Here is a 24,330-nt window from a genome sequence, read left to right on the forward strand (position 1 = left end):
CATGTGATGGAAAAAACGATTCAGGTATTCTTAGCAGGGGATTCCACTGTAAGCGACTGCCCGCCGCATGAAGCGCCGATGGCAGGCTGGGGGCAGGTTTTCGGTCAATTGTTCACTGAACAGGTGAAGGTGTGCAATCACGCCAAAGGGGGAGCAAGCACCAATACATTTGTTGAGGAAGGAAGGCTTCAGACGATTGCTGAGCGTATATCCCAAGGCGATTATTTGTTTATCCAATTCGGCCACAATGACCAGAAACCGCGGGGAACGAAACCGTACTCGACGTATCAGCAATTTCTCACTTTGTTTGCGGACACAGCGCGTGAAAAAGGCGCGCAGCCTGTGTTCGTTACATCGGTGCAGCGCCGCCGCTTTGATGAAAACGGAAGGATTGAGCACACGCTTGGTGAGTATCCGGATGCGATGAGAGCGTTAGCGAAGGAGCTTGATGTGCCGGTCATTGATTTGCTAACAAAAACGAAGGCGCTTTATGAAGCATACGGCCCGGAGGAGTCAAAGCGTTTGTTTATGTGGTTTCAGCCGGATGAACATCCGAATTATCCAGACGGCATTGAGGATAATACGCATTTTTCAGAAGAAGGGGCCATGGAGGTTGCGAAGCTCGTTGCCGAGGGCATCGAAGAAATCGGCTTTCCGCTGAAGGATCATCTCGTAAGCCGGGAGGGGAAAGAACATGTATAAAGAAGGCGCGTGCCTGTACCGCAATCCGCTCCGTTCAGCAAGCGATGTGAAGGCCTGGCGGATGGAGGGAGGCGGGCACGTCTCATTCGAAGATCAGCGTATGCACCTGTCACATGTAGAGGACGAAGCGCACTTTGTTTATTGGTGCCCGGAAACATTTCCCGACGGCATCATTGTGAAGTGGGATTTTTACCCGATTGAACAGCCGGGGCTGTGTATGCTGTTTTTCGCGGCTGCCGGCATCGGAGGCGAGGACTTATTTGACTTGCGACTCAAGAAAAGAACAGGAAAGTACCCCGAATACCATTCCGGAGACATCAATGCGCTCCATCTGTCGTATTTCCGCAGAAAATACCCGGAGGAAAGAGCGTTTCGCACCTGCAATTTAAGAAAAAGCCGCGGTTTCCACCTCGCTGCACTGGGAGCTGATCCGCTGCCTTCTCCGGACGACGCTGTTTCCCCGTATCATATGAAGCTCATTAAGGATAAAGGATATGTGCATTTTTCGATCAATGATCTGCCCATTCTGGAGTGGCAGGATGACGGAAGCACATTCGGGCCTGTGTTAACGAAAGGAAAAATCGGGCTGAGGCAAATGGCGCCGATGAAAGCCGCTTATCGTGATTTGTCTGTTCACCAAGCGGTGAGAGGATGAAGACGACTGTGACGGATGCGCTTTATGCAGGCTGTGAAGCGGTTGTAAAAATCGCGTGGCTGAACGGGCTGTGGCTGTTGTTTACACTTTTGGGCGGCGTTCTTTTCGGATGGGCGCCGAGCACAGCCGCGATGTGTGCCGTCATACGGAAATGGCTGATGGGGCATAAAGATGTCCCGGTATTTGCGTTATTTCTGGATACCTACAAAAAAGAGTTTCTGAAGGTTAATGTAATTGGACTTGCGTTTATTGCTCTTTTGCTTATGTTGTCCGCCAATTATTATTATTTTTCGGCAAGTGCGGATTGGCTGTCCTTTACTGTGACGAGCTGCACACTCTTGGCGGGGCTTTTGTACACCGTCGCGCTCATGTATGTGTTCCCTCTTTATGTGCATTACGAGCTTCCGCTTCGCCAATATATTCCGCAAGCGCTGCTGTTTGGCGCCATGCGGCCGCTGACCACCGGCTGCATGCTGATCGGCTGCGGATTTGTGCTTTACTTGCTGTATACGCTTCCGGGTCTGATCCCATTTTACGGCCCAAGTTTATTTGGGCTCGTGTCGATGTTTTTTGCTTACAGAGGGTTTCAAAAAACAGAGGCCCAGCACCGTCATCAGGCCGGGTAAACAAAAAAATGACAAACCGGCAAAAAAGTGCAGCCAACCAAAAACGTTTATGCAAAAAAGTGACATTGAAGACAGCTTCTTAAGCGCATAAAATCCAATTTAAGTAAGCGCTTACAGATAAATGATAAGGAGCTGTCTGATGATTAGACGAAGAAAAAGCATGTTTACCACTCTCACACTGTTGGTGTTATTGATGATGGGGGCTTCTGTGTTTCCTGGCAAAGCAGAAGGAGCGGCGCGGCAGATGGAAGCGCTGAACCGGGGCCTTGTGGCAGTCAAGACGGAAGGCGGCATTTTTGTCAGCTGGCGGTTTCTTGGGACAGAAAACGCATCCGTGGCGTTTAATGTGTACAGAGACGGACAAAAGCTGAATGCTTCGCCTGTCAAATCCACGAATTATATCGATAAAAACGGATCTGCGGGCTCAACGTATTCCATTCGGGCTGTTGTAAACGGTACCGAGCAGGCAGCTTCTGAAAAAGCCTCTGTATGGGCACAGCCGTATCACTCCGTTCCACTTGATAAACCGGCTGGCGGCACGACGCCAAAGGGCGAAGCCTATACCTACAGTGCCAATGATGCCAGTACGGGTGATGTGGATGGCGATGGGCAGTATGAGCTGATCCTCAAATGGGACCCGTCCAATTCAAAGGATAATTCACAGGACGGCTATACGGGTGAAGTGTTTATTGATGCGTATAAGCTGGACGGAACAAGATTATGGCGAATCGGTCTCGGCAAAAACATCAGAGCAGGCGCACACTACACTCAGTTTATGGTGTATGACCTGGATGGTGACGGAAAAGCGGAAGTGGCGATGAAGACCGCTGACGGAACAAAAGACGGCACGGGAAAAGTGATCGGAAATGCGAATGCCGATTACAGAAATGAGCAGGGGCGTGTGCTTTCTGGTCCTGAGTACCTGACTGTCTTTCAAGGTGAAACGGGGAAAGAGCTTGTCACTTCAAACTTTGAACCGGCACGAGGGAACGTATCGGATTGGGGCGACAGCTACGGCAACCGGGTCGATCGTTTTCTTGCGGGCATTGCGTATCTCGACGGGCAGCGGCCGAGTCTGATTATGACTAGAGGCTATTATGCCAAAACCATGCTTGTTGCGTATAACTTCAGAGACGGAAAACTGTCAAAGCTCTGGACGCTGGATTCCTCTCAGTCGGGCAATCAAGCGTTCGCCGGACAGGGCAATCACAATCTAAGCATTGCGGATGTTGACGGAGACGGAAAGGATGAAATCATCTTCGGCTCAATGGCTGTTGACCATGACGGCAAAGGCATGTACTCGACAGGCTTAGGCCACGGAGACGCGCTGCATGCCGGAGATCTTGATCCGAGCCGGCCGGGTCTTGAAGTGTTTCAAGTTCACGAGGACAAAAACGCAAAATACGGCTTATCCTTCCGTGATGCGGCAACCGGGAAAATCATTTGGGGTGTTCACGCCGGCAAGGATGTAGGCCGGGGGATGGCCGCTGATATTGATCCGCGCTATTCGGGACAGGAGGTTTGGGCGAACGGTTCTCTTTACACATCAAAAGGCGCCAAAATCGGGAGCGGTGTACCGTCGTCAACCAATTTCGGCATCTGGTGGGACGGTGACCTGCTGCGGGAACAGCTGGACAGCAACCGAATCGATAAGTGGGATTATCAAAACGGCGCATCGAAAAATATGCTGACTGCTTCAGGCGTGGCCGCCAACAACGGCACAAAAGCAACACCGGCGCTTCAGGCTGATCTGCTCGGTGACTGGCGGGAGGAGGCTGTGTGGAGAACCGAGGACAGCAGTGCGCTCCGCATCTACACCACCACCATCCCGACCGAGCACAGGCTGTATACGCTGATGCATGACCCTGTGTACCGGCTCGGCATCGCCTGGCAAAATGTCGCGTATAATCAGCCGCCGCATACAAGCTTCTTTTTAGGAGACGGCATGGCGGCACAGTCTAAACCGAATATGTATACGCCTTAACAGAAGGGGGGAAGGAACGGGCCGCACGCTTGGCCCGTTCCCATTTAAAATGAAACCAAAAAAGAGGCAGATGGAGTACTTGACCAGAGGCTTAATTGCGGTCAGGACGGAGCAGGGCGTGTTTGTCAGCTGGCGTTTTCTCGGAACGGATCATGAGACGACGGCTTTTCACCTTTATCGGGATGGAAAGCGGATCACCCGCAAGCCGATCGCGGACAGCACCAATTTTCTCGATCAAAACGGAATGGCGGACTCTGTTTACCAGGTGGCAGCCGTCAATAAAGGACGGGAAGAAAAGCTGTCCAAAGAAGCTCCCGTCTGGCGGGAAAATGTCCTAGAGGTGCCGCTTAACAAACCGGAAGGCGGTATCACGCCGGACGGAAAGACGTATACCTACAGCGCCAATGATGCGAGCGTCGGAGATGTGGATGGGGACGGAGAATATGAAATCATCCTGAAATGGGACCCGTCCAACTCAAAAGATAACGCTCACCATGGATATACCGGAGACGTTCTCATTGACGCCTATAAACTGGACGGCACTTTTCTGTGGCGCATCAACCTCGGCAGAAACATCAGAGCGGGTGCCCATTATACGCAGTTTATGGTCTACGACTTAGACGGTGACGGAAAAGCAGAAATCGCTATGAAAACAGCCGACGGCACAATAGACGGCAAAGGAAACATCATTGGTGAAGAGCATGCTGATTTCAGAAATGAGCAGGGCCGAATTCTGTCAGGTCCGGAATATTTGACAGTGTTTAAAGGGGAAACCGGTGAAGCGCTCACGACTGTCGATTATGAACCGCCTCGGGGAAAACTGGAGGATTGGGGAGACGGCTACGGCAACCGCATGGACCGTTTTCTCGCCGGAATCGCTTATTTGGATGGAGAGCGGCCGAGCTTGGTGATGGCACGGGGCTATTATACGAGAACAGTACTCGTCGCTTATGATTTCCGGAACGGCAGGCTGAAAAAACGCTGGACGTTTGATTCAAATCAGCCGGGGCATGAAGCATACGCGGGACAGGGAAACCACAGCTTGAGCGTGGCTGATGTTGATGGAGATGGAAAAGATGAAATTATTTACGGCGCCATGGCGGTCGATCATGAAGGAACCGGTCTGTACACGACGGAACTCGGACACGGAGACGCCATGCACGTCGGCGATCTTGATCCGTCACGCAAAGGGCTTGAAGTGTTTCAGGTTCATGAGGACGCAAGCAAGCCGTATGGGTTGTCGCTGCGTGATGCCGGAACAGGTGAGGTGTTATGGGGCGTCCATGCCGGAACAGATGTCGGCAGAGGAATGGCTGCTCATATTGACCCTCGGTATAAGGGATCGCTTGTCTGGGGAATCGATCCGCCGGGCAATGATGGAATGTCATATGGGCTCTATACGAGCAAAGGAGAAAAAATCAACGACAAAGCGCCTGCTTCAGCCAATTTCGCCATCTGGTGGGACGGAGACTTAGTCAGGGAGCTTTTGGATCATGAATGGAACGGAACGTTCGGCAAACCAAAGATTGAAAAGTGGGATGCTGAAAACCGCTGTTTAAAAACGATTTTTCAGCCGGAAGGTGTGCTGTCCAACAACGGGACAAAAGGAAACCCGGTTCTTCAGGCCAACCTGTTCGGAGACTGGCGGGAAGAGGTCATTTGGAGAACCGAGGACAGCAGCGCGCTCCGTATCTATACAACGACACATCTCACCCGTCACCGTATTTACACGCTGATGCACGATCCGGTTTACAGGCTCGGGATCGCTTGGCAGAACACCGCGTACAACCAGCCGCCGCACACAAGCTTTTATCTCGGAACAGGGATGAAAAAACCGCCGAAGCCCGCTCTGTACATAGCGGGAAACAAAGCGGAGACGCCGCTTTAGGAGGAATGTATGGGATACGAAGCAAAGGCTGAACGCTATGACAAAATGACCTATCACAAAGCCGGGCGAAGCGGATTAAGGCTTCCCGCTATTTCTCTCGGCCTCTGGCATCAGTTCGGCGATGCCTATTCTCCGGAAAACGCGCGGTCCATGCTGAGAGCTGCATTTGATGCAGGCATTGTCCATTTTGATCTGGCCAACAATTACGGCCCGCCGCCCGGCTCCGCTGAGGAGATGTTCGGGCGCATGCTGAAAACGGATTTTGCGCCTTACCGTGATGAACTCATCATCAGCACTAAAGCCGGCTATGACATGTGGAAGGGGCCGTACGGCAATGGCGGTTCGAAAAAACATTTGACTGCGAGCTTGAATCAAAGCTTAGCGCGGCTGGGGCTTGATTATGTGGATCTCTTCTATTCGCACCGTCCTGATCCTGAAACGCCGCTTGAGGAAACGATGGAGGCGCTGGCGGACTTTGTGAGCCAAGGAAAAGCTTTGTATGTCGGACTGTCAAACTACAGTCCTGAAGAGACTGAGCGCGCGGCCGAACTTTTACATCAACTCGGCGTTCGGCTCGCCATTCATCAGACGCAATATTCAATGTTTCACCGCGATCCGGAAAAAGGGCTGCTTGATGTGCTGGACAAAAAGGGAGCCGGCTGCATCGCGTTTGCGCCGCTTGCTCAAGGGCTTCTCACGACAAAGTACGTTTCAGGCATCCCGGAAACATCAAGAGCAAGAGATGCGAACAGTTCTTTCCTGCAGACGGAGCATATAACCGAAAGGGCGGTCAATAAGGCGCAAAGGCTGAATAAGATTGCGAAAGAACGGGGACAATCGCTCCCGCAAATGGCGCTTTCATGGCTTTTAAAGGATGCCCGGATGACCTCTGTTTTAATTGGAGCAAGCCGGGCGCAACAAATAGAGGAAAACGTTCAAGCCTTGCAATCAGCGGACTTTTCAAACGAAGAGCTTTCTGCCATTGAGTTTATATTAAGTGAAAAAAACGAGGGGGAATGAGACATGGCAAATCATATTTATCTTGCTGGTGATTCGACTGTCCAAACGTATGGAGAAAGGACAAATCAAGGGGGCTGGGGGCAGTTTCTCGGTTCGCATCTGCCGGAGCATATTCAGGTGATCAATAAAGCGATCGGCGGCAGAAGCTCAAAAACCTTTGTGGAGGAAGGCAGGCTTCAGGCGATCCTTGATGTGATCGAGCCGGATGATTGGCTGTTTGTGCAGATGGGCCATAATGACGCGTCGAAAAACAAACCTGAGCGCTACACTGAGCCCTATACCACCTATAAACAATATTTAAAGCAATATATCGCAGGCGCGCGGGAAAAAGGCGCCCATCCGCTTCTCATTACACCAGTAGCCCGCTTTCATTATGAAAACGGCGTGTTTTTGAACGACTTTCCTGATTATTGCATTGCCATGAAGCAGACGGCTGCTGAGGAGAATGTCCAGCTTATTGATCTAATGGAAAAAAGCCTCGCTTTCTTTACTGAGAAAGGGGAAGAAAAAGTATACACCTATTTTATGGTTTCTGAGGGGATTGACGATTACACGCACTTTACAAAAAAAGGCGCAAATGAAATGGCAAAACTCGTAGCGAAAGGCATGAAGGAGCTCGGACTGCCATTAACAGAATCTATCGTCAAAGAAGGGTGAAGGACTTGGGGAAAAAACTATATCACGGCGCATGCTATTATCCGGAATTATGGGATGAAGACACGATTCAGCAGGACATTGACAGGATGCGGGAGGTCGGCATCAATGTTGTGCGAATTGGTGAATTCGCCTGGTCTGTGATCGAGCCGGAAGAAGGAAACATTGACGTGAGCTTTTTTAAGGAAATGATCAAAAGGATGTATGACAACGGCATCGAAACGATTATGTGCACACCGACGCCGACACCGCCTATTTGGCTCTCGCACGGGCGGCCGGAGCGAATGCACATTAACGAAAAAAGAGAGGTGATGGGGCACGGCTCCCGTCAGCATGCGTGTACAAATAACCCATATTTCCGAAAAAGAGCCGCCATCATCACCACAAGCATCGCCAAAGAGCTGGGACACCTGCCGGGGCTGATCGGCTGGCAGCTCGATAATGAATTTAAATGCCATGTGGCTGAATGCATGTGTGAGACGTGCCTAAGCTTATGGCATGAATGGCTTAGAAACCGTTACGGTGTGATTGAACGGTTAAATGAAGCGTGGGGGACCGATGTGTGGAGCGAAACCTATCAAACCTTTGAGCAGGTGCCGCAGCCGGGTCCGGCCCCGTTTTTGCATCACGCTTCATTGCGCACGATGTATCAGCTGTTTTCGATGGAGATGATCGCTCAATTTGCAGATGAACAGGCGAAAATCATTCGCAGTTATTCGGATGCGCCGATCACTCATAACGGCTCGGTCATGTTCAGCACAGACAATGAGCGGATGTTTCAGAATCTCGATTTTGCTTCCTATGATACGTACGCTTCCCAGGATAATGCATCTGCATTTTTATTAAATTGTGATATTTGGAGGCATTTCAAAAAAGACCGCCCGTTTTGGATTCTGGAAACAAGTCCGTCGTATGCAGCCTCTCTCGAAAGCTGTGCCATGCCGCACGCCGATGGGTATTTACAAGCTGAAGCCGTGTCTTCTTACGCCTTGGGGAGCGAGGGATTTTGCTACTGGCTGTGGCGCCAGCAGCGTTCCGGCAGCGAGATTTCACACGGTTCCGTCCTTAGTGCATGGGGAGAGCCGACGATCGGTTATCAAAACGTTTTGGCGGTTGAGCGGGCAAGAAAGGAAATCGAACCGATCATTCTTTCTACTGTGCCCGTGCAGGCTGATGTTGCGATGACCTATTCCGACAGGGCGAAAGTGTTTCTGAAAACAGAACCTCACCGGGGGCTCCAACACCGAACGCTTATCACACACTTTTACGAGCGCATCCTCAACACGGGCATTCATCGTGATCTCGTTCCGGAAGGCTTTCCGCTGGAGGGCTATCGTGTGCTGTTTACGCCATTTATGCCTTATCTGTCCTCTGCTTTTATCAAAAAAGCTTCCGCATTTGCTGAAGCGGGCGGCATATGGATTGCCGGGCCACTGACGGGAGGGCGTACGGGCGAGCATACGGTTCATACCGATTATGGCCTTGGAGAACTGGAGAAAACAGCCGGAATCAAAACGCTGTTTACGTTCCCGATGAACGAGGATGCAAATACAGGAAAAGCGTTTGGCATGACGGCGCCGCTCGGACTGTGGAGCGCAGTGTTTGATGCAGGGAGCGGAAATACTCTCGGCACAGTTGAATCCGGGCCTGGTGCCGGCCATGCCTTTCTGTCAGAACGAGAGCACGGCAAAGGGAAAATCGTCTTGCTCGGCTCGCTTCCATCAGGCAAAAAAGGAGATGCGATGCTGGAAGCACTCGTCAGGCATTATGCGGGAGAAGCAGCCGTTTCTGTCAGATCCGATGTCACCCCCGGCACAATTGTTGCCCCGAGAAAAGGAGAAAACGGCCTCGTTTGGATCATCGTTAATATGAATGGAAAAGGCGGAAGTGTGACGCTTCCAAAAGAGGGGACCGACCTTTTGGCCAATCGTTCAGTCGGAGCCGGGAGACTGTCAGTCGGACCACACGAATACCGTGTGATTCAGTTTGATAATCGCAGCTGATTCTTTGCATTGAATCAGCTTTTTTATATGGAAGGAGAGAACCGATGAAAAAGATTAAATGGCTATCAGAACAGCCTCAGCTGAAAAGCGGTGTAACGTGGGGGGTGCCTTGGAAAAAAGGAGAATTGAAAAAGGGAGACTGTTTGGCGCTTATCAATGCAAAGGGTGAAAGCGGCTATGTGCAAAGCGAGCCGTCGGCCTATTGGCCGGACGGGACCATCAAATGGACGAAGCACGCGGCTGTATTCAGTCAACAAACCGATACAAGCTTTACCCTGCAAAAAGAAGAGACCCAGCCGCCAGCGAAAAAGCTCATGATCCACGAGTCAAAGGATGCAATCCAAGTGGATACCGGAGCGCTTGTCTGCACTGTGAATAAAACGGGCTCCGACATCATTCAATCGCTGGTGATGAACGGAAAGCCGATCGCCGCAGGCGGGCGGCTGATCGCAATAAAGGAAACGAGAAAGGAGATGGCGGCGGAAAAGGTTTTTTTTCATGAAACATCGGTCAGTCTTATCGAACGTGTGGTCATTGAACAGAGAGGTCCTGTAAAAGCAGTCATCAAGATGGAGGGGGTTCATCTACTCCAAAAGACAAAAGAAGAGTGGCTGCCCTTTATCATCAGATTCACATTTTATGCCGGGCTTTCAGAGATGAATATCATGCACACTCAGCTGATCGACAGGAATTTCAAACGAGAGTTCATCAAAGGGCTTGGCATGCAGTTTGACCTCTTTTTACAGGGAGAGCCGTACAACCGCCATTTCCGTTTTGCGGGGGACAAAGGCGTTTATAAAGAACCCGCCCAGCTGTTTGGCACCCGCAAATGGAGTGAACGGTATCCTCTTTATCAGCGGCACATCAATGGCGAACCGATTTCTCCAAGTGAAGAGCACAAGGAATGGTTCGCACACGGCATACAGAACGCAGTTTGGAATGATATGAAACTCGTTCAGGACTCCAGCGATCATTACCGCCTGGCAAAACGGACCGGCAAGGAATATTCGTGGGTTGACGTGCTGCATGGCAAGCGGGCGAAGGGGCTTTGCTATGCGGGCGGCGAAAATGGAGGGGTAGCAATCGGCCTGCGGTATTTTTTTGAAAAATATCCGTCGTCACTTGAGATAACAGGTCTTGCCGATGATCAACCGAACATGACCGTCTGGCTCTGGCCGCCAGACGCGGAAGCAATGGATTTGAGGCATTATACAGGGAACACCCATGTCGTCAGCGCGTACGAAGGGTTTGATGAGATGCGCTCTGATTCGACAGGCATTGCCAACACAAACGACATCAGCTTGTCATGCTTCTCTCAGATGCCGACAGATGACGTGCTGAATGCGTTAGCGGACAAATGGCAGGCACCGCCATTGCTCATTTGTGAGCCGGACGTTTATTACGAGTCAAAAGCGCTTGGCGTTTGGAGTGTGATCGATACGGCCGATCCGGTCAAAAAAGAGCTGGAAGAACAGCTGGACGCCGCCTTCTTGTTTTATCAAAAAGAAGTGGAGCAGCGCAGATGGTACGGGTTCTGGAACTATGGGGACGTCATGCATACGTATGACCCGATCCGGCATATGTGGCGGTATGATCTCGGCGGATACGCGTGGCAAAATAATGAACTCGTTCCGACCTTGTGGCTGTGGCAGGCGTTTTTCCGCTCCGGCAGAGAAGATCTGTTCCGAATGGCTGAAGCAATGACCCGCCATACAAGTGAAACCGACTGTTTTCATCTCGGAGAATATGCGGGGCTTGGCTCCCGGCATAACGTGGTGCACTGGGGATGCGGCTGCAAGGAAGCGAGAATCAGCATGGCCGGCCTTTATAAATTCTACTATTATCTGACGGGAGATGAGCGCGCGGGAGATCTTTTGACAGAAGTGAAGGACGCCGATGCCGCCCTAGTAAACACCGATCCGATGCGTGCATTCTACGAGAAGGGAGAGCACCCGACTCACGTCAGAACGGGGCCGGATTGGGCGGCGTTTTGCTCGAACTGGCTGGCGGAATGGGAGCGGACTGAGAATCCTGAATATCTGAGGAAAATCCAAACGGGCATCAGCTGTCTGAAACGCCTGCCGCTTCGCTTATTATCAGGTCCAACGTTTGAATATGATCCGGCGACGTCTATGCTTCATCACATGGGAGACGGCATCGCGGGCGGCTATCATATGATCATTGCGTTTGGCGCGCCGCAAGTGTGGATGGAACTGGCTGAGCTTCTCGATGACCGCGAATGGGAGGAAATGCTGAGTGAATTTGGCGAGTTTTACACATTCAGTGATGAAGAAAAACGCAAAAAAAGCGGAGGTGTTCTCCATGACGGGCACTTTCACTGGCCAATGTTTGCGGCTGGTATGACAGCCTATGCTGCGAGAAAAAAACAAGACCATTACCTCGCCGAAAAAGCGTGGAATCTTTTGCTCGACCATAAACTGAGCCATACGCCGCTTCCAATCAAACCCGTGCCAATCGAGACATGGACTCAGCTTGAAGAGCTTCCGTGGGTAACGACAAACACTATATCTCAATGGTGTTTAAATGTCATTGCGGCACTTGAATTAATAGGTGAATACCTCCCTGCAAAAAAAGATACATCCTGCAAAAAAGGATAACAGCCTTCATTTTATAGGAAAAATGATGCAAAAAATGAAGATTGCAGGAATTTATGTAAGCGCTTTATATTAGGGGTGGCAAAGGTGAAATGAAAAGGAGAAAAAGGGGGACTGACGCATCATGAAAAAAAGAATACGAAAAAAATGGCTCGCTCTACCGCTCGCTGCCATGATGATAGCCGGGTGCAGCAATTCAGAAACATCCAATTCAGCGAGCGATTCAAAAAACACGATCAACATCATGGCGCCGCTGCTGTCACCGGAAAGCCCGAGTGATAAAAGCCCATCATTAAAAGCGTTAAAGAAATACACAGGCAAAAATATTAAGGTCACATGGGTGCCTGATTCATCCTACAACGATAAATTTAACATCGTCATGGCCTCTGGAGAGATGCCTCATGCGATTGTGATTAAAGATAAGTCAGCCGGCTTTATCAAGTCTGTCAAAGCGGGCGCTTTTTGGGAGCTGTCTCCTTATTTAAAAGACTACAAGAATGTAAGCCAGGCTGATGAAAAGATACTCAAGAACAGCTCAATAAATGGCGAGGTGTACGGGGTCTACAGATCGAGAGACTTGATTAGAGCCTGTATGATCATCAGAACCGACTGGCTCAAAAACGTCGGGCTCGATATGCCGGAAACGCTTGATGATTTTTATGAGGTGTTGAAGGCCTTTAAGGAAAAAGATCCTGACGGAAACGGCAAGGACGATACGTACGGCATGGTCGTGCCGAAATGGATGGGGCTTGGCAATGGAAGCCCGTGGGATGTTCTGCAAATTTGGTTCGGCGCCCCGAATCGCTACGGCGTTGCAAACGGGAAGCTCGTGCCTGATTTTACAACGAAGGAATATATGGAGGCGCTCACCTTCTTTAAGAAGCTGTATGATGAAGGGTTGATCAACAAGGATTTTGCTGTTATGGATTCGGCGAAGTGGAATGACCCGGTTGTAAAAGGAAAAGCGGGTGTCATCGTTGATACAGGCTCCAGAGCGTCGCAAATTCAAAGTGCCATGGAAGAAGCGGATGAGTCGAACAAGGATGTCATTGATATCGTCGGCACAGTAGAAGGACCAAAAGGCAAGCGCACCTTCCCGACATCAGGATATTCAGGCATGATTGCGATACCAAAATCAAGCGTGAAAACGGAAAAAGAGCTGAAAGAGGTACTGTCCTTCCTTGATAAGCTGAACGATAAGGAAGCACAGATTTTGACCAACAACGGAGTGGAGGACCGAAATTATGAGCTGAAGGACGGCGTATTCACCTCTCTTGAAAAAAACAACAAATCCCTCCTGTATGAGCATGAAGGCTTGGCCCAGTTCAGCATGTCCATCCCGAAAAGCGAGTACTACATCGAAGATCAGAAAACAAAGCTCTTCCAGCATCGCAAGGACATCATCACGAAAGGAGAAAAAATAGCCGTCTTTAACCCGGCGGAGTCGCTTGTCTCCGATGTCTATACCCAAAAAGGAGCCCAGCTTGACAACATCATTCTTGATGCGAGAACGCAATTTATTATCGGAGAAATCGATGAAAAAGGCTTCAAGGATGCGGTGAAGCTTTGGGAAAACAGCGGCGGCAATGAACTGATGAAGGACTTAAACAAATTGTATCAAACGTCAAAATAAACCGATGCGCCTGCCGTTCGGCGGGCGCGCCGGTATCACGAAAGGAGAACAGATATGGAAACGGTGCCGAAGAAGGGAAACGCACCTGTTCTCACTGCTGAGAAAGGCATCAGCTGGATGGCTGCGCTCAAAAGAGACAAATGGCTTTATCTTCTTCTTATTCCCGGTCTGCTTTATTTTTTGGTTTTCAAATACCTGCCGATGTGGGGCGTTCTCATTGCATTTAAGGATTATTCGCCATATCTAGGCTTCTGGAAAAGCGAATGGGTCGGTTTTGATTATTTTAAGGACTTTTTTATGAATCCGGATTTTTTCCGGCTGCTGCGCAACACGCTCATGCTGGCAAGCCTTGATCTGCTCTTTGCCTTTCCCGCGCCGCTCATTTTGGCTTTGCTGTTGAATGAGCTGAGGAAGGCTGTGTATAAAAGGTGCGTTCAGACCCTTATTTACGTGCCCCATTTTGTCTCATGGACAATCGTGGTCAGCATTACCTTTGTTTTCTTTACAGTCGATACAGGCGTCATCAACAAAATGGTCATGAGCCTGACGGGGAATCAGGTCTCTTTCTTATCAGACGCTGACTGGTTCCGGCCGATGATTGTCATGCAAAGCATCTGGAAGGAGACAGGCTGGGGAACGATTTTGTTTCTTGCCGCTTTGGCAACGGTGGATCAGGAGCAATATGAGGCGGCGATCATGGATGGGGCCGGTCGGTTCAGGCGGATGTGGCATATTACGCTGCCGGCAATCAGGAGCACCATCATTGTACTTTTAATTTTACGGATCGGAAGCTTTTTAAATATCGGTTTTGAACAGGTGTATTTGATGACAAACTCGCTCAACCGCAGCGTGGCCGACATCTTCGACACGTATGTTTACATGATGGGGATTACCCAAGGCGCATACAGCTACAGCACGGCTGTCGGTTTGTTTAAATCGGTTGTCGGGATTGTCTTAATTTTCGGTGCTAATTACATCGCGAAAAAGTTCGATCAAGAAGGATTGTTTTAAAGGAGGGAGAGGTATGGCTGACATTCACACGATGCACAACACAAAAGCCGGACGGGTCTTTGACGTCTGCAACATTTTGTTTCTTGGCGGCGTCGGCGCGATTACCATTTTGCCGTTTTTGTATATTATCGCCGGTTCCTTTGCGACAGAAGCTGAGCTGGCTCAGCGCAGCTTCTTTATTTTCCCGGAAACCTTTACTCTTGACGCTTATCGGTACGTGTTTTCGACACCGACGTTTATCAGAAGCATGGGCGTATCCATCTTCATCACTGTTGTCGGGACAGCCGTGCAATTGTTTTTCACTTTTACGATGGCGTATCCGCTGGCGAAGCGGCATGTGAAAGGACGGAATCTGCTGTTAAACCTGGTGATTTTCTCGATGCTGTTTTCCGGGGGGATGATTCCGACGTACCTTGTCGTCAAATCACTTGGGTTGCTGGATTCCTATTGGGCGCTGATTCTGCCGATGGCGATCAATCCGTTTAACCTCATAATTATCAAAAACTTCTTTCAGCAGCTGCCGCGGGAGCTTGAGGAATCAGCAAAAATTGATGGCTGTTCAGAAATCGGCGTCTTTTGGCGGATCGCCTTGCCGCTGTCAAAGCCGGTCATTGCCACTTTTGCGCTGTTTTATGCGGTCGGAATTTGGAATGATTTCTTCCATGCTCTCTTATATATCAATGACAGTGCAAAATGGCCGCTGCAAATGGTGCTTCGCCAGGTCACGATTTTATCGGACTTAACGGCGACCAATGGCGATACGATGCAAAATACAATTCCGCCGGAGCAGGGCATTAAGCTTGCTGTCATCGTCATCGCGACCATACCGATACTGGCGGTTTATCCATTTTTACAAAAACATTTTGCCAAAGGCATGCTGATCGGTTCTGTGAAAGGCTGAGAAAGGGAGTGTTTCATATCAGTACGTTAGATCAGGTCAAAATCGCGTATATCGGCGGAGGTTCCCAAGGCTGGGCCCGAAGCTTGATGAGCGATTTGTCCCTTGATGAACGAATGTCAGGCACGGTGGCGCTCTATGATCTGAATTTTGAAGCGGCAAAGAAAAATGAAATCATCGGCAATCACAGCGGAGACGGCAGATGGAGGTATGAGGCGGTTTCTACTTTGAAAAAGGTATTATCCGGTGCAGATATCATCATTATTTCGATTTTGCCGGATACCTTGGATGACATGGAAACGGACGTTCATCTGCCTGAGCGATACGGCATCTATCAATCGGTTGGTGATACTGTCGGACCTGGGGGAATCATGAGAGGTTTGCGGGCCGTTCCGATGTTTGCAGAAATTGCCCGGGCAATAAGAGACTACGCCCCCGAATCATGGGTCATCAATTATACAAACCCAATGTCTGTGTGCACGAGAACGCTGTATAAAGTGTTTCCCGGTATAAAAGCGTTCGGCTGCTGCCACGAAGTATTCGGCACGCAAAAACTGCTGGCGGAGATGGTCACCAATAGGCTTGGACTAGAGGTGAAGCGGCGTGAAGACATTCATGTTCATGTGCTGGGCATTAACCATTTTACATGGGTGACAGCAGCTTCTTACCGGCATATTGATCTGCTGCCTGTTTTCCATGATTTCTGTGCGCATTATGCCGAATCCGGCTATGAGCTGGAGGGGGAAAGCTGGAAGGACAGTGTATTTCGCTCTGCACACCGTATTGCATTTGATTTATTTGAAACATACGGTGCCATCCCCGCTACGGGTGACAGGCATCTGGCTGAGTTTTTCCCCGGTTGTTATCTCAAACAGCCTGAGACATGGAAGTTTCACCTCACACCCATATCCTTCAGAAAACAGGACAGAGACCGGAAACAAAAAGAAACGGATTACATGGCACAGCAAAAACGAGGTGTTGAGAGGAAAGCATCAGGAGAAGAGGGCGTGACCATCATGGCGGCACTCCTCGGGCTGGGCGAACTTGTAACAAATGTGAATCTGCCGAATCAAGGCCAGGTCGCTCATCTGCCATTAGATGCGATCGTGGAAACAAACGCATTTATTACCCGCAACCGTGTCCAGCCGATTGTTTCCGGAGCGCTGCCGAAGGGTGTGGAACTGCTGGCTACACGACACGTATCCAATCAGGAGGCAGTGGCGGAAGCGGGATTAACAAAGGACCGCGGTCTCGCTTTTCAAGCGTTTCTCAATGACCCGCTTGTCACACTCGACCGCCATGATGCGAAGCAGCTTTTTGACGACATGCTGTCAAAGCACCAGGCGTTTTTATAATAGCGAACAGAGACCGTTTAGAAATAATGCAGTTGACCATAATGATAGTAGCTTTTAAGAAGTAGGTGCTATCAACATGGGAGATTATCTCAGTGTAGCGGCAGAATTAGTTTGCGGTTTGGGTATTTTATTTGTCATTTTGAAGTTTCTCGGAAAAACCCAATTCTCTCAAATCACTCCGTTTGACTTTATTTCTGCTTTGATTTTAGGGGAACTGGTCGGAAATGCAGTGTATGATCATGAAATTAAGATCAAAGAGATCATTTTTGCTTCACTGCTATGGGGATTGCTGATTTATCTGATTGAATTCATTACCCAAAAAATAAAGGGCTCCAGAAAGTTCCTGGAAGGTGAACCGAGTATTGTCATTCATAGAGGGAAGCTGAAATATGAGATGCTAAAGAAAAACAAGCTCGATATTAATCAGCTGCAGAGCCTTTTAAGGCAGGCAGGCTGCTTTTCCATACAGGAAGTGGAATATGCCATATTAGAAACAAACGGGATGGTCAGCGTTCTTCAGAAATCCGATTTTGGCAATCCGACGAGAAAAGATATGAATCTTCCGCCGCAGGATGTGTCTTTGCCCACCACGTTAATTCTTGATGGAGAGATTGTGTATGACAACCTGCAAGAAGCGGGGGTAGACGAACAATGGCTGCGGCAAACGCTGAAAAAGCAGGGAATTGAAAAGACTGAGGATGTGTTATTTGCTGAATGGCATGCTAATAAACCGCTGTACGCCGTCACATTTGAAGAAAGCAGATTTTCATGAAAAAAAGAGCTTGCGGCACAGCCCAAGCTCTTTTTCCGTTATTGATGAGTCCCTTGTTTGACAGCTCTCACGTGATACATGCTCACTTCAGTGCTAATCATATAGTCAGGCTTTGGCTTGCCTTTGTTCGCTTTATGCCCGGCGATATGCGCATCGTTTTTTTCCCACTGCTTCCAGTGATCCTCGGATTCCCAGCGGATCATAACAACGACTTCCTCATCGCCGCGGCGGACGTTTTTCTCAAGCACGGTCACATCAATTAAGCCTTCCTGTTTTTCAATGATTCCTTCAGCGCTGAAACGTTCAATCACCTGATCAGCATGGCCCTCTTTTACCGTCATTTTTCTCAACTGAACAAACATTTATCTCTCCCCAATCACACTCATATATATCCGTTATTGTAAATGAAATTCATTCTCAATGTCAAAAAAAGAGCACGGCGGAGCATTTTCTCCGCCGCCGCACTTATGCTTTCAATCAAAACTCATTGCCGTCCTCGTCCTGAAATTGAACAAAGGTGTCCCACTCCAGGTTGGTTCGGCTCACTGAGAAATTCTACACTGTTTGCCCTCATTCAATCATATGAGCCAAAGATGCCTTCACACTCAAAGAGACCTCCAGCCAGCTTGCGTTTGGTCCCATCGGATGGTCCGCCACAATGTCGATTTGTTGATCATAGGGAGACCTCCAATTCAATAAATATGTATATCTTAACCTGTTAAAGCTAATGGAACACAGAAAAATCAGCCGGAAGAACCGGCTGATTGACCATTAATATGAACAGCTTACGACATCTATATGTTTTGTGTCCAAGGCGTAATAAAACCAGCGATGGTGTGAGGCATCCCAATAAAAGCCGCCGACGGATTCTCTTCCAAGAATGATTGGGAAGAACCAAAATGAACTGCCGTTGGTTAACCAAACATAGGTAAACCGGAAGAGACAAGGCTGAATGAGAACGGGTTCAACTAAATAAGCTGCCCCATGCAAGCCCTGAGGCTTTTTCGGTTTTGCCGGCTTTTTATGAGGCGGAGGCCCTTGCGGCGCTCCTCCGCCAACACCCGGCACGGCGCCTCCACCGATACCAGGCCCAGCGCCTCCGCCGATACCAGGAACAGCACCTCCGCCAATTCCCGGCACGGCGCCTCCGCCGATACCCGGAACAGCACCTCCGCCAAATCCAGGTACGGCGCCTCCACCAATACCAGGCCCTGGATATCCAACTGGGTAGCGGTAATCATATTCTACTGGGGACCATGGATCATAGATCGGCCCATCATACATATATGGATCATAATACATATCATAACGTCCTTTCTCAAGTAAACTGTACATTTGACAGGATATGAAAGTGGGCTTATATTGGTGAATCTGCCTATGGATAGAATTGGCATGCGCTCAGTGTGCAGAATCAATCTATTTTTCCCTAGTCCCATTCACAATTTCGATTTATAATTTTATAATATAAGAGCTTCTATTACGAAAAAGGAGACAGACCGTGAATATCGATCAAAAACTATATCAATATATCATAGACCATACGGCTGACATTACTGAGAAATGGTTCAGTTTACGGAGACAGCTGCAGGGCGAATTATATTCCGCCGAGCATTTAAGTGAAGATACGAAAAAGCTTTTGACGGAGCAACATACGTTTACTAATATAACAATCGCAAGTGCATTCCTGGAGGAACAAACCGAATTTCAAGACAATATGGCAAAATGGGCGCTGAATGTTGCGAAAAAAAGAGTAGAGCAAGATGTTCCGGTGCATGAGGTCGTTGAAGCCATATCAAATTCAAGAATCGCATTCTGGGATGCTGTTGTTACGTTTATAAAAGAGCATCGGGATATCGTCACAAATGAGGATGCTGACCGCTGGAACCGTATTGTGAATCAGTCTTTCGATAAGCTGATTATTGAGTTTTCCGAGCAGTATCAAAAATTTATGCTGATGAGGCTCACTTCTCAGCAGGAATTAATCAGTGAATTAGGCTGTCCGGTGATTTCCATTGCGGATGGAATCGGCATATTGCCGCTGATTGGCTCTGTCGACACAAAACGTGCGCAGGTGATTTTAGAGACAGTGCCGGTCCGATGCATTGAGAGAAAAATTACAAGCCTTGTAGTCGATCTTTCCGGCGTCCCGATTGTGGATACAATGGTTGCGCAGCAATTGTACAACCTGTCGAAAACACTTTTCTTACTTGGCGTCAAAGCCGTTTTTTCAGGTATTCGGCCGGATGTCGCCCAAACATCGATTCAATTAGGGCTTGATTTCAGTGAATATGAAACATACGGCTCGTTGAAGCAGGCGCTTGAAAACATGGGCGTCCGCTGTATTGTTGAGGAATTGGAAGAAAACTAAGATGAAATCTGATGAGGCATATGACCGTCCCTTGATTGGGTGATCATATGCCTTTTTGATTTGAATGGAAATCACCATTGATTTATTGGAAAAAACATAATATTATAATTCTTATAAGAATACTATGAATTAAAACTGAACAGGGGGGAAGGTCATTGCTTTCAAAAACAACCGTTGATCCGAAAGTGATTGAAAAAATCATCAGCTCGTTGGAAACACTGGATTTCGGCACCGTTCAAATCACCGTACATGATTCCCAGGTCACCCAGATTGAGAAGGTGGAAAAGCACCGTTTCTCACTGAAAAGCAAAGAATCGAAGTAAAAGAGGTGTTTTAAAGGTTTTTGTTCGACATTAAATTCTCCTTAAAACATATACATATTTCATCCATTTTTTATATAATAGACCTTTAAGATCATTTCTTAGGAGGATTTTTGACATGCAAGCTACAGTTCATGAGAGTAAGCATTCGATCATGCAGCGCATTTTAACAGTGTTTATCTTTACACTGCTGATCGCAACCGTCGGGCTGTACATCGGCCAGTTTATTCCTGTCGCTTTGATGCTGCCGCTTTCGATCCTTGAAGTGGCGATGATCATTATCGCCTTCTGGATGCGCAGAAGAAAAGCGGTCGGGTATGCGTTTGTTTATACATTCGCCTTCGTTTCCGGCATTACCCTATTTCCGATTGTCAGCCACTACGCTTCGATTGCCGGCGCCTATGTGGTACTTGAAGCGTTCGGATCTACATTTTTAATTTTTGCTGTGCTCGGTACAATCGGCGCAAAAATGAAGAAGGATTTATCGTTCCTGTCATCGTTTCTGCTCGTAGCGCTCATCGCACTAATTGCGGTTGGCATTTTCAGCATCTTCAGCCCGCTGAATTCCGCGGCGATGATGGCGTATTCCGTTATTGGAACCATCGTCTTTTCCCTTTATATCTTGTATGATTTGAACCAAATCAAACACCGCGATATTACGGAGGACTTAATTCCGGTTATGGCATTATCACTGTACCTTGACTTTATCAACTTGTTCATCAACCTGCTTCGCTTCTTTGGCATTTTAAGCAGTGATGATTAATCAGAAAGCGCCTGTCATTGAGATAGGCGCTTTTTGTGACGGTTGGCGTTTTATTATGTACCAGTGGTGTCCGGCATTTTTACATCTGTTCTGAGCGGCATTGTGTTTGTGATCAGCGGCATATTTGTCACCGTGCTTAAAAAAAAGTACTGTAGCCTGTCCAGATCAGACGGGTTTTTTAGTCTTTAAACACGCTTAGCTTTTCAAACATATCACTCAGCATATTTACGAACATGTCTTTTTCCTCATTGCTGTAGTTCTCCATTACTGCGGAAATCCTGCTGAAATGGCCGGGCAGAAATTGCTCCAGCCGTTCTTTGCCTTCCTTTGTCAGCTCAATGCTGATTTTTCGTTTATCCTCGTTGTGATGCCTGCGCCGGACAAATCCGTCCCTCGTCAGTCCGTCAAGCAGGCCGGTAATCGTTGCCTTCGTGACGTTTGATTGCTTGGCGAGCTCCGTCGGGCTTAACGTGTGGTCCTTTGCGTCGAACAAAAGCATCAGGATTTTAAATTTTCCTTCAGACAATCCGCGTCTGGAAAAATAATGCTCCATCACATGATTCATTTTTTTCGAGATATCAAACAAAGATAAAAACAATTCAAGAGAGCCGGCGTCCACATTGGAATACGTCTCGGCGTGTTCTGTTATATGCTTGTATTGCGGTAAATGTTTTAATTCCATCACAATAAGCTCCCGTACGTTTGTCGTGACACGATTATAATGGAGAGAAAATCAGAACGCAACCTGTGTTGGAGGTGATTGACAGCTGTTTGCCGGACATAGTAAGGTAATGTAGTTAGGTGCCTAACTACATACAGCGAACTGAAAAGGTGGTTATCAACATGAAACATATACTGATAGCGGGAGGCGGAATTGGCGGGCTGTCGGCAGCCATTTCTCTCAGGAAAGCAGGTTTTTCCGTCACCTTATGTGAAGCGGCTGCAGAAAACCGCAAGACCGGCGCGGGGATTCTCCAGCCGCAAAACGCACTGGCGGTGTTAAAGGAGCTGGGCGTATTTGAAGAGTGCTGCGAGCATGGATTTCAAACAGCGTGGTTTAAAACATTCGATAAGCAGGGGAATCTATTATTCAAAGTCAGTGAGTCTTTCTTAGATGATAAGCTTCCGGGCCGCAATAATATCCTGCGAAAAACGTTAAATGACATTCTCATCAAGCATGCCGAAGCTTCGGGCGCAAGGATTTTGTGGGGGAAAAAGATTGTGGCTTATGAAGAAACGCCTGAAGCGGTTACTGCCGTATGTGATGATGGAGAAAAGATGCAGGCTGACATTCTGGCGGGCTTTGACGGCATTCATTCCATTGTGCGGGATGCCATGCTGCAAAAAGAAATAGAAAAAGAGTTTCTCGGCATGGGGGCGTGGCGCTTTTATATCGAGCTTCCCGATTACACATTTGAGGACGCGACATTGATGTACAGAAGCGGAGAGACACAAATTGGCGTCGTGCCATTGGCGGAACACGCCGGCTATGTCTTCGTCCTCCAGCCTTGCACGAGCGATTACTGGGATGAGGAAGAGACCCGGTTTGATAGAGTCAAAGAGATCCTCTCAGGCTTCCCGGGGCTTGATTTTGTCACAAAGCATATGTCAAAAGAACACCCCGTCATTTTTAATAAACTGGAGCAGGTCGCCGTGCAGGAGCCATGGTACAAAGGCCGCGTCGTCATCGGAGGAGACGCCGCCCACGCCGGAGCGCCGACCTTGGCACAAGGAGCGGCCATGGCCATTGAAGATGCGATTGTGCTTTCCGAAGAGCTCAAAAAGCATGACGACCTCGAAACCGCGTTTCAGGCATACGACGAAAGAAGAGCACCAAGAGCGCTCAAAGTGCAGGACTTATCTTCAGAAATCGTCCGCCGCGGGCTGAAAGGAGAGCCGGGAGCGGAAGAGCTGATTGGGGAGTGCTATGCGGTGTTGAGGGAAGGATATTAAATAGGAAAAGTCCAGAATTAATTCTGGACTTTTTATTCTTGCTCTGTTTTATTCCGTATCCGCTCAATCACCTCATGCAGCCCATCAGGCTTATAAAACTCCACCGGTGAACTGCCCTTCTCAAACGAAATCGTCTCCGCTTCAATCAGCGCGACATAGCGCCCGTTCACTTTTGCGAGATGAATCGATTCGCCAAAATCAACTAGCAATCCTTTAATCTCGGTTTCTCCGACTTTCATTTTCAGCTCGGCCTCCGGCGTGTGCTCAATGATCTGGGCGGAGGCTTCGATCACTTGATGTGTGTCGAGGCGTTCTTGGATTTCCCGCTTTTCGCTCGCTTCCCAGATTTCGATGTCTTGTTCAAACTGCTTGAGCTCTTCGCTATTGTCCTCAAATGTCTCATAGACGTGTTCCTGCACCATGTTCATGACCTGGGTTTTCATGATTTCCGGCATTGATTCACCGTACTCAACGAATTTCAGGAAATCCTCGAAATAGCGGGCGTGCGAGGCCTGGTGGATTTTCAGCTCGCCTTCCTCGATCATTCCTTCCTCCGGCATGAACGGGTATTGGATGCTCTTCATGTTTTTTGTCGTAATGGCCATTTCGACTTTTTTAATGAGGGAAGACGCGTCTGAGATGCGGGCGACCTTCGGCTCAAAATCACATTTCATAATGAAGACAAATGACTCGTCGAAGTATTTTCTCGGCACAGCCGAAGCGACTAAGAATACACCGCCGCGGACCGCACTCGTGTCGAGGTACGTGCGGACGAACTGTTCGCTCAGCTCGTTAAAGTCCTCTTTTGTTTCCGCCAGGCGGGCGCGGTTGAACAAGTTGTAGTTCGGGTTGGAATCCAGCTCGTGGCCGGGCTCGACGATAAAGTGGCCGATTTTCGTCGGCACCTGCTCGGATGGCGGATGGCGGTCGGCTTTCCGTTTGACGATTTTTTTCAGCTCTCCGTCAAGAAAGTCCTTCAGCTCGCTTTCTTCAAACTCCTCTGTATCAAGGGTCTGGAAGTGCTTGAATTGCTTGTTTGCCTGCTCATCCTTGCCTTCCACCTGTATGACATAAAAGGATAAAAATCGAATTTCAAAATCCATATGTGAA

22 protein-coding genes and 1 pseudogene are annotated in these 24,330 nt (G+C 48.7%); 18 read left to right on the forward strand and 5 right to left on the reverse strand.

Annotated elements, in window-relative coordinates:
* Positions 1-3 precede the first annotated feature (3 nt).
* The 14 genes from NSU16_RS03810 to NSU16_RS03875 all read left to right on the forward strand — a co-directional run bounded on the left by NSU16_RS03810 (position 4) and on the right by NSU16_RS03875 (position 17,816).
* Positions 4-702 (forward strand): rhamnogalacturonan acetylesterase, encoded by a 699-nt coding sequence (locus NSU16_RS03810; RefSeq protein ID WP_339192122.1) that lies wholly within the window; start codon positions 4-6, stop codon positions 700-702.
* Positions 695-1,357, forward strand: coding sequence for a YesU family protein (locus NSU16_RS03815; RefSeq protein WP_339192124.1), 663 nt, complete (start codon positions 695-697; stop codon positions 1,355-1,357). Before NSU16_RS03810 ends, NSU16_RS03815 begins: the two co-directional genes overlap by 8 nt.
* Positions 1,354-1,983: a YesL family protein gene (locus NSU16_RS03820; protein ID WP_326192367.1), complete on the forward strand. Its 630-nt coding sequence runs from the start codon at positions 1,354-1,356 to the stop codon at positions 1,981-1,983. The genes NSU16_RS03815 and NSU16_RS03820 overlap by 4 nt, the downstream gene beginning before the upstream one ends.
* Before the next feature lie 121 nt (positions 1,984-2,104).
* Entirely contained in the window at positions 2,105-3,967 is a 1,863-nt protein-coding gene (locus tag NSU16_RS03825) for a rhamnogalacturonan lyase (RefSeq protein ID WP_339192126.1), read from the forward strand.
* Positions 3,968-4,016: 49 nt separating this feature from the next.
* A complete protein-coding gene (locus NSU16_RS03830; protein ID WP_339192128.1) occupies positions 4,017-5,855 on the forward strand; it encodes a rhamnogalacturonan lyase in 1,839 nt (612 codons plus the stop codon).
* 9 nt (positions 5,856-5,864) lie between these two features.
* Positions 5,865-6,875, forward strand: a complete 1,011-nt coding sequence (gene mgrA / locus NSU16_RS03835) for an L-glyceraldehyde 3-phosphate reductase (RefSeq protein WP_339192130.1) — start codon at positions 5,865-5,867, stop codon at positions 6,873-6,875.
* A gap of 3 nt (positions 6,876-6,878) precedes the next feature.
* Positions 6,879-7,532, forward strand: a complete 654-nt coding sequence (locus NSU16_RS03840) for a rhamnogalacturonan acetylesterase (RefSeq protein ID WP_168747155.1) — start codon at positions 6,879-6,881, stop codon at positions 7,530-7,532.
* Positions 7,533-7,537: 5 nt separating this feature from the next.
* The gene (locus NSU16_RS03845) at positions 7,538-9,532 is read left to right on the forward strand and encodes a beta-galactosidase (RefSeq protein WP_339192132.1); all 1,995 of its coding nucleotides are present in this window, start codon (positions 7,538-7,540) and stop codon (positions 9,530-9,532) included.
* A gap of 44 nt (positions 9,533-9,576) precedes the next feature.
* Positions 9,577-12,150, forward strand: coding sequence for a hypothetical protein (locus NSU16_RS03850; RefSeq protein ID WP_339192134.1), 2,574 nt, complete (start codon positions 9,577-9,579; stop codon positions 12,148-12,150).
* Between the two features lie 121 nt (positions 12,151-12,271).
* Positions 12,272-13,780, forward strand: coding sequence for an extracellular solute-binding protein (locus NSU16_RS03855; protein ID WP_339192136.1), 1,509 nt, complete (start codon positions 12,272-12,274; stop codon positions 13,778-13,780).
* 54 nt (positions 13,781-13,834) lie between these two features.
* On the forward strand, positions 13,835-14,791 hold the full coding sequence (locus NSU16_RS03860; protein ID WP_339192138.1) for a sugar ABC transporter permease: 957 nt from the start codon (positions 13,835-13,837) through the stop codon (positions 14,789-14,791).
* 13 nt (positions 14,792-14,804) lie between these two features.
* On the forward strand, positions 14,805-15,692 hold the full coding sequence (locus NSU16_RS03865) for a carbohydrate ABC transporter permease (RefSeq protein WP_010333314.1): 888 nt from the start codon (positions 14,805-14,807) through the stop codon (positions 15,690-15,692).
* An 8-nt stretch (positions 15,693-15,700) separates the two neighbouring features.
* Positions 15,701-17,044 carry an alpha-galacturonidase LplD gene (gene lplD, locus NSU16_RS03870; RefSeq protein WP_339192140.1) on the forward strand — a complete coding sequence of 448 codons (1,344 nt, stop codon included), beginning with the start codon at positions 15,701-15,703 and terminating at the stop codon, positions 17,042-17,044.
* A gap of 76 nt (positions 17,045-17,120) precedes the next feature.
* Positions 17,121-17,816: a DUF421 domain-containing protein gene (locus tag NSU16_RS03875; RefSeq protein ID WP_010333316.1), complete on the forward strand. Its 696-nt coding sequence runs from the start codon at positions 17,121-17,123 to the stop codon at positions 17,814-17,816.
* Positions 17,817-17,854: 38 nt separating this feature from the next.
* On the opposite strand, the gene hmoA is transcribed toward NSU16_RS03875, so the two are convergent.
* From hmoA to NSU16_RS03890, 3 genes and pseudogenes are all read right to left on the reverse strand, one after another.
* Entirely contained in the window at positions 17,855-18,178 is a 324-nt protein-coding gene (hmoA, locus tag NSU16_RS03880) for a heme-degrading oxygenase HmoA (RefSeq protein WP_339192142.1), read from the reverse strand.
* Positions 18,179-18,293: 115 nt separating this feature from the next.
* Positions 18,294-18,479: pseudogene (locus tag NSU16_RS03885) on the reverse strand (VOC family protein); the annotation flags it as partial.
* 108 nt (positions 18,480-18,587) lie between these two features.
* Entirely contained in the window at positions 18,588-19,118 is a 531-nt protein-coding gene (locus NSU16_RS03890; RefSeq protein ID WP_339192143.1) for a hypothetical protein, read from the reverse strand.
* Positions 19,119-19,314: 196 nt separating this feature from the next.
* Here NSU16_RS03890 and NSU16_RS03895 point away from each other — a divergent pair, with 196 nt between their 5' ends.
* From NSU16_RS03895 to NSU16_RS03905, 3 genes are all read left to right on the forward strand, one after another.
* Entirely contained in the window at positions 19,315-20,184 is an 870-nt protein-coding gene (locus tag NSU16_RS03895; protein ID WP_010333320.1) for an STAS domain-containing protein, read from the forward strand.
* 155 nt (positions 20,185-20,339) lie between these two features.
* Entirely contained in the window at positions 20,340-20,507 is a 168-nt protein-coding gene (locus NSU16_RS03900; RefSeq protein WP_010333321.1) for a YezD family protein, read from the forward strand.
* 115 nt (positions 20,508-20,622) lie between these two features.
* A complete protein-coding gene (locus NSU16_RS03905) occupies positions 20,623-21,267 on the forward strand; it encodes a Bax inhibitor-1 family protein (RefSeq protein ID WP_010333322.1) in 645 nt (214 codons plus the stop codon).
* 178 nt (positions 21,268-21,445) lie between these two features.
* On the opposite strand, the gene NSU16_RS03910 is transcribed toward NSU16_RS03905, so the two are convergent.
* Positions 21,446-21,949, reverse strand: a complete 504-nt coding sequence (locus tag NSU16_RS03910) for a MarR family transcriptional regulator (RefSeq protein ID WP_168747163.1) — start codon at positions 21,947-21,949, stop codon at positions 21,446-21,448.
* Between the two features lie 161 nt (positions 21,950-22,110).
* Here NSU16_RS03910 and NSU16_RS03915 point away from each other — a divergent pair, with 161 nt between their 5' ends.
* Positions 22,111-23,220, forward strand: coding sequence for an FAD-dependent oxidoreductase (locus tag NSU16_RS03915; protein WP_168747164.1), 1,110 nt, complete (start codon positions 22,111-22,113; stop codon positions 23,218-23,220).
* Between the two features lie 32 nt (positions 23,221-23,252).
* Here the strand turns inward: NSU16_RS03915 and NSU16_RS03920 are convergent, their stop codons facing one another.
* Positions 23,253-24,323, reverse strand: a complete 1,071-nt coding sequence (locus NSU16_RS03920; RefSeq protein ID WP_339192144.1) for a DUF3900 domain-containing protein — start codon at positions 24,321-24,323, stop codon at positions 23,253-23,255.
* Positions 24,324-24,330: the final 7 nt, after the last annotated feature.

It is taken from the genome of Bacillus sp. FSL K6-1003 (assembly GCF_037964945.1).
Classification (GTDB): domain Bacteria; phylum Bacillota; class Bacilli; order Bacillales; family Bacillaceae; genus Bacillus; species Bacillus mojavensis.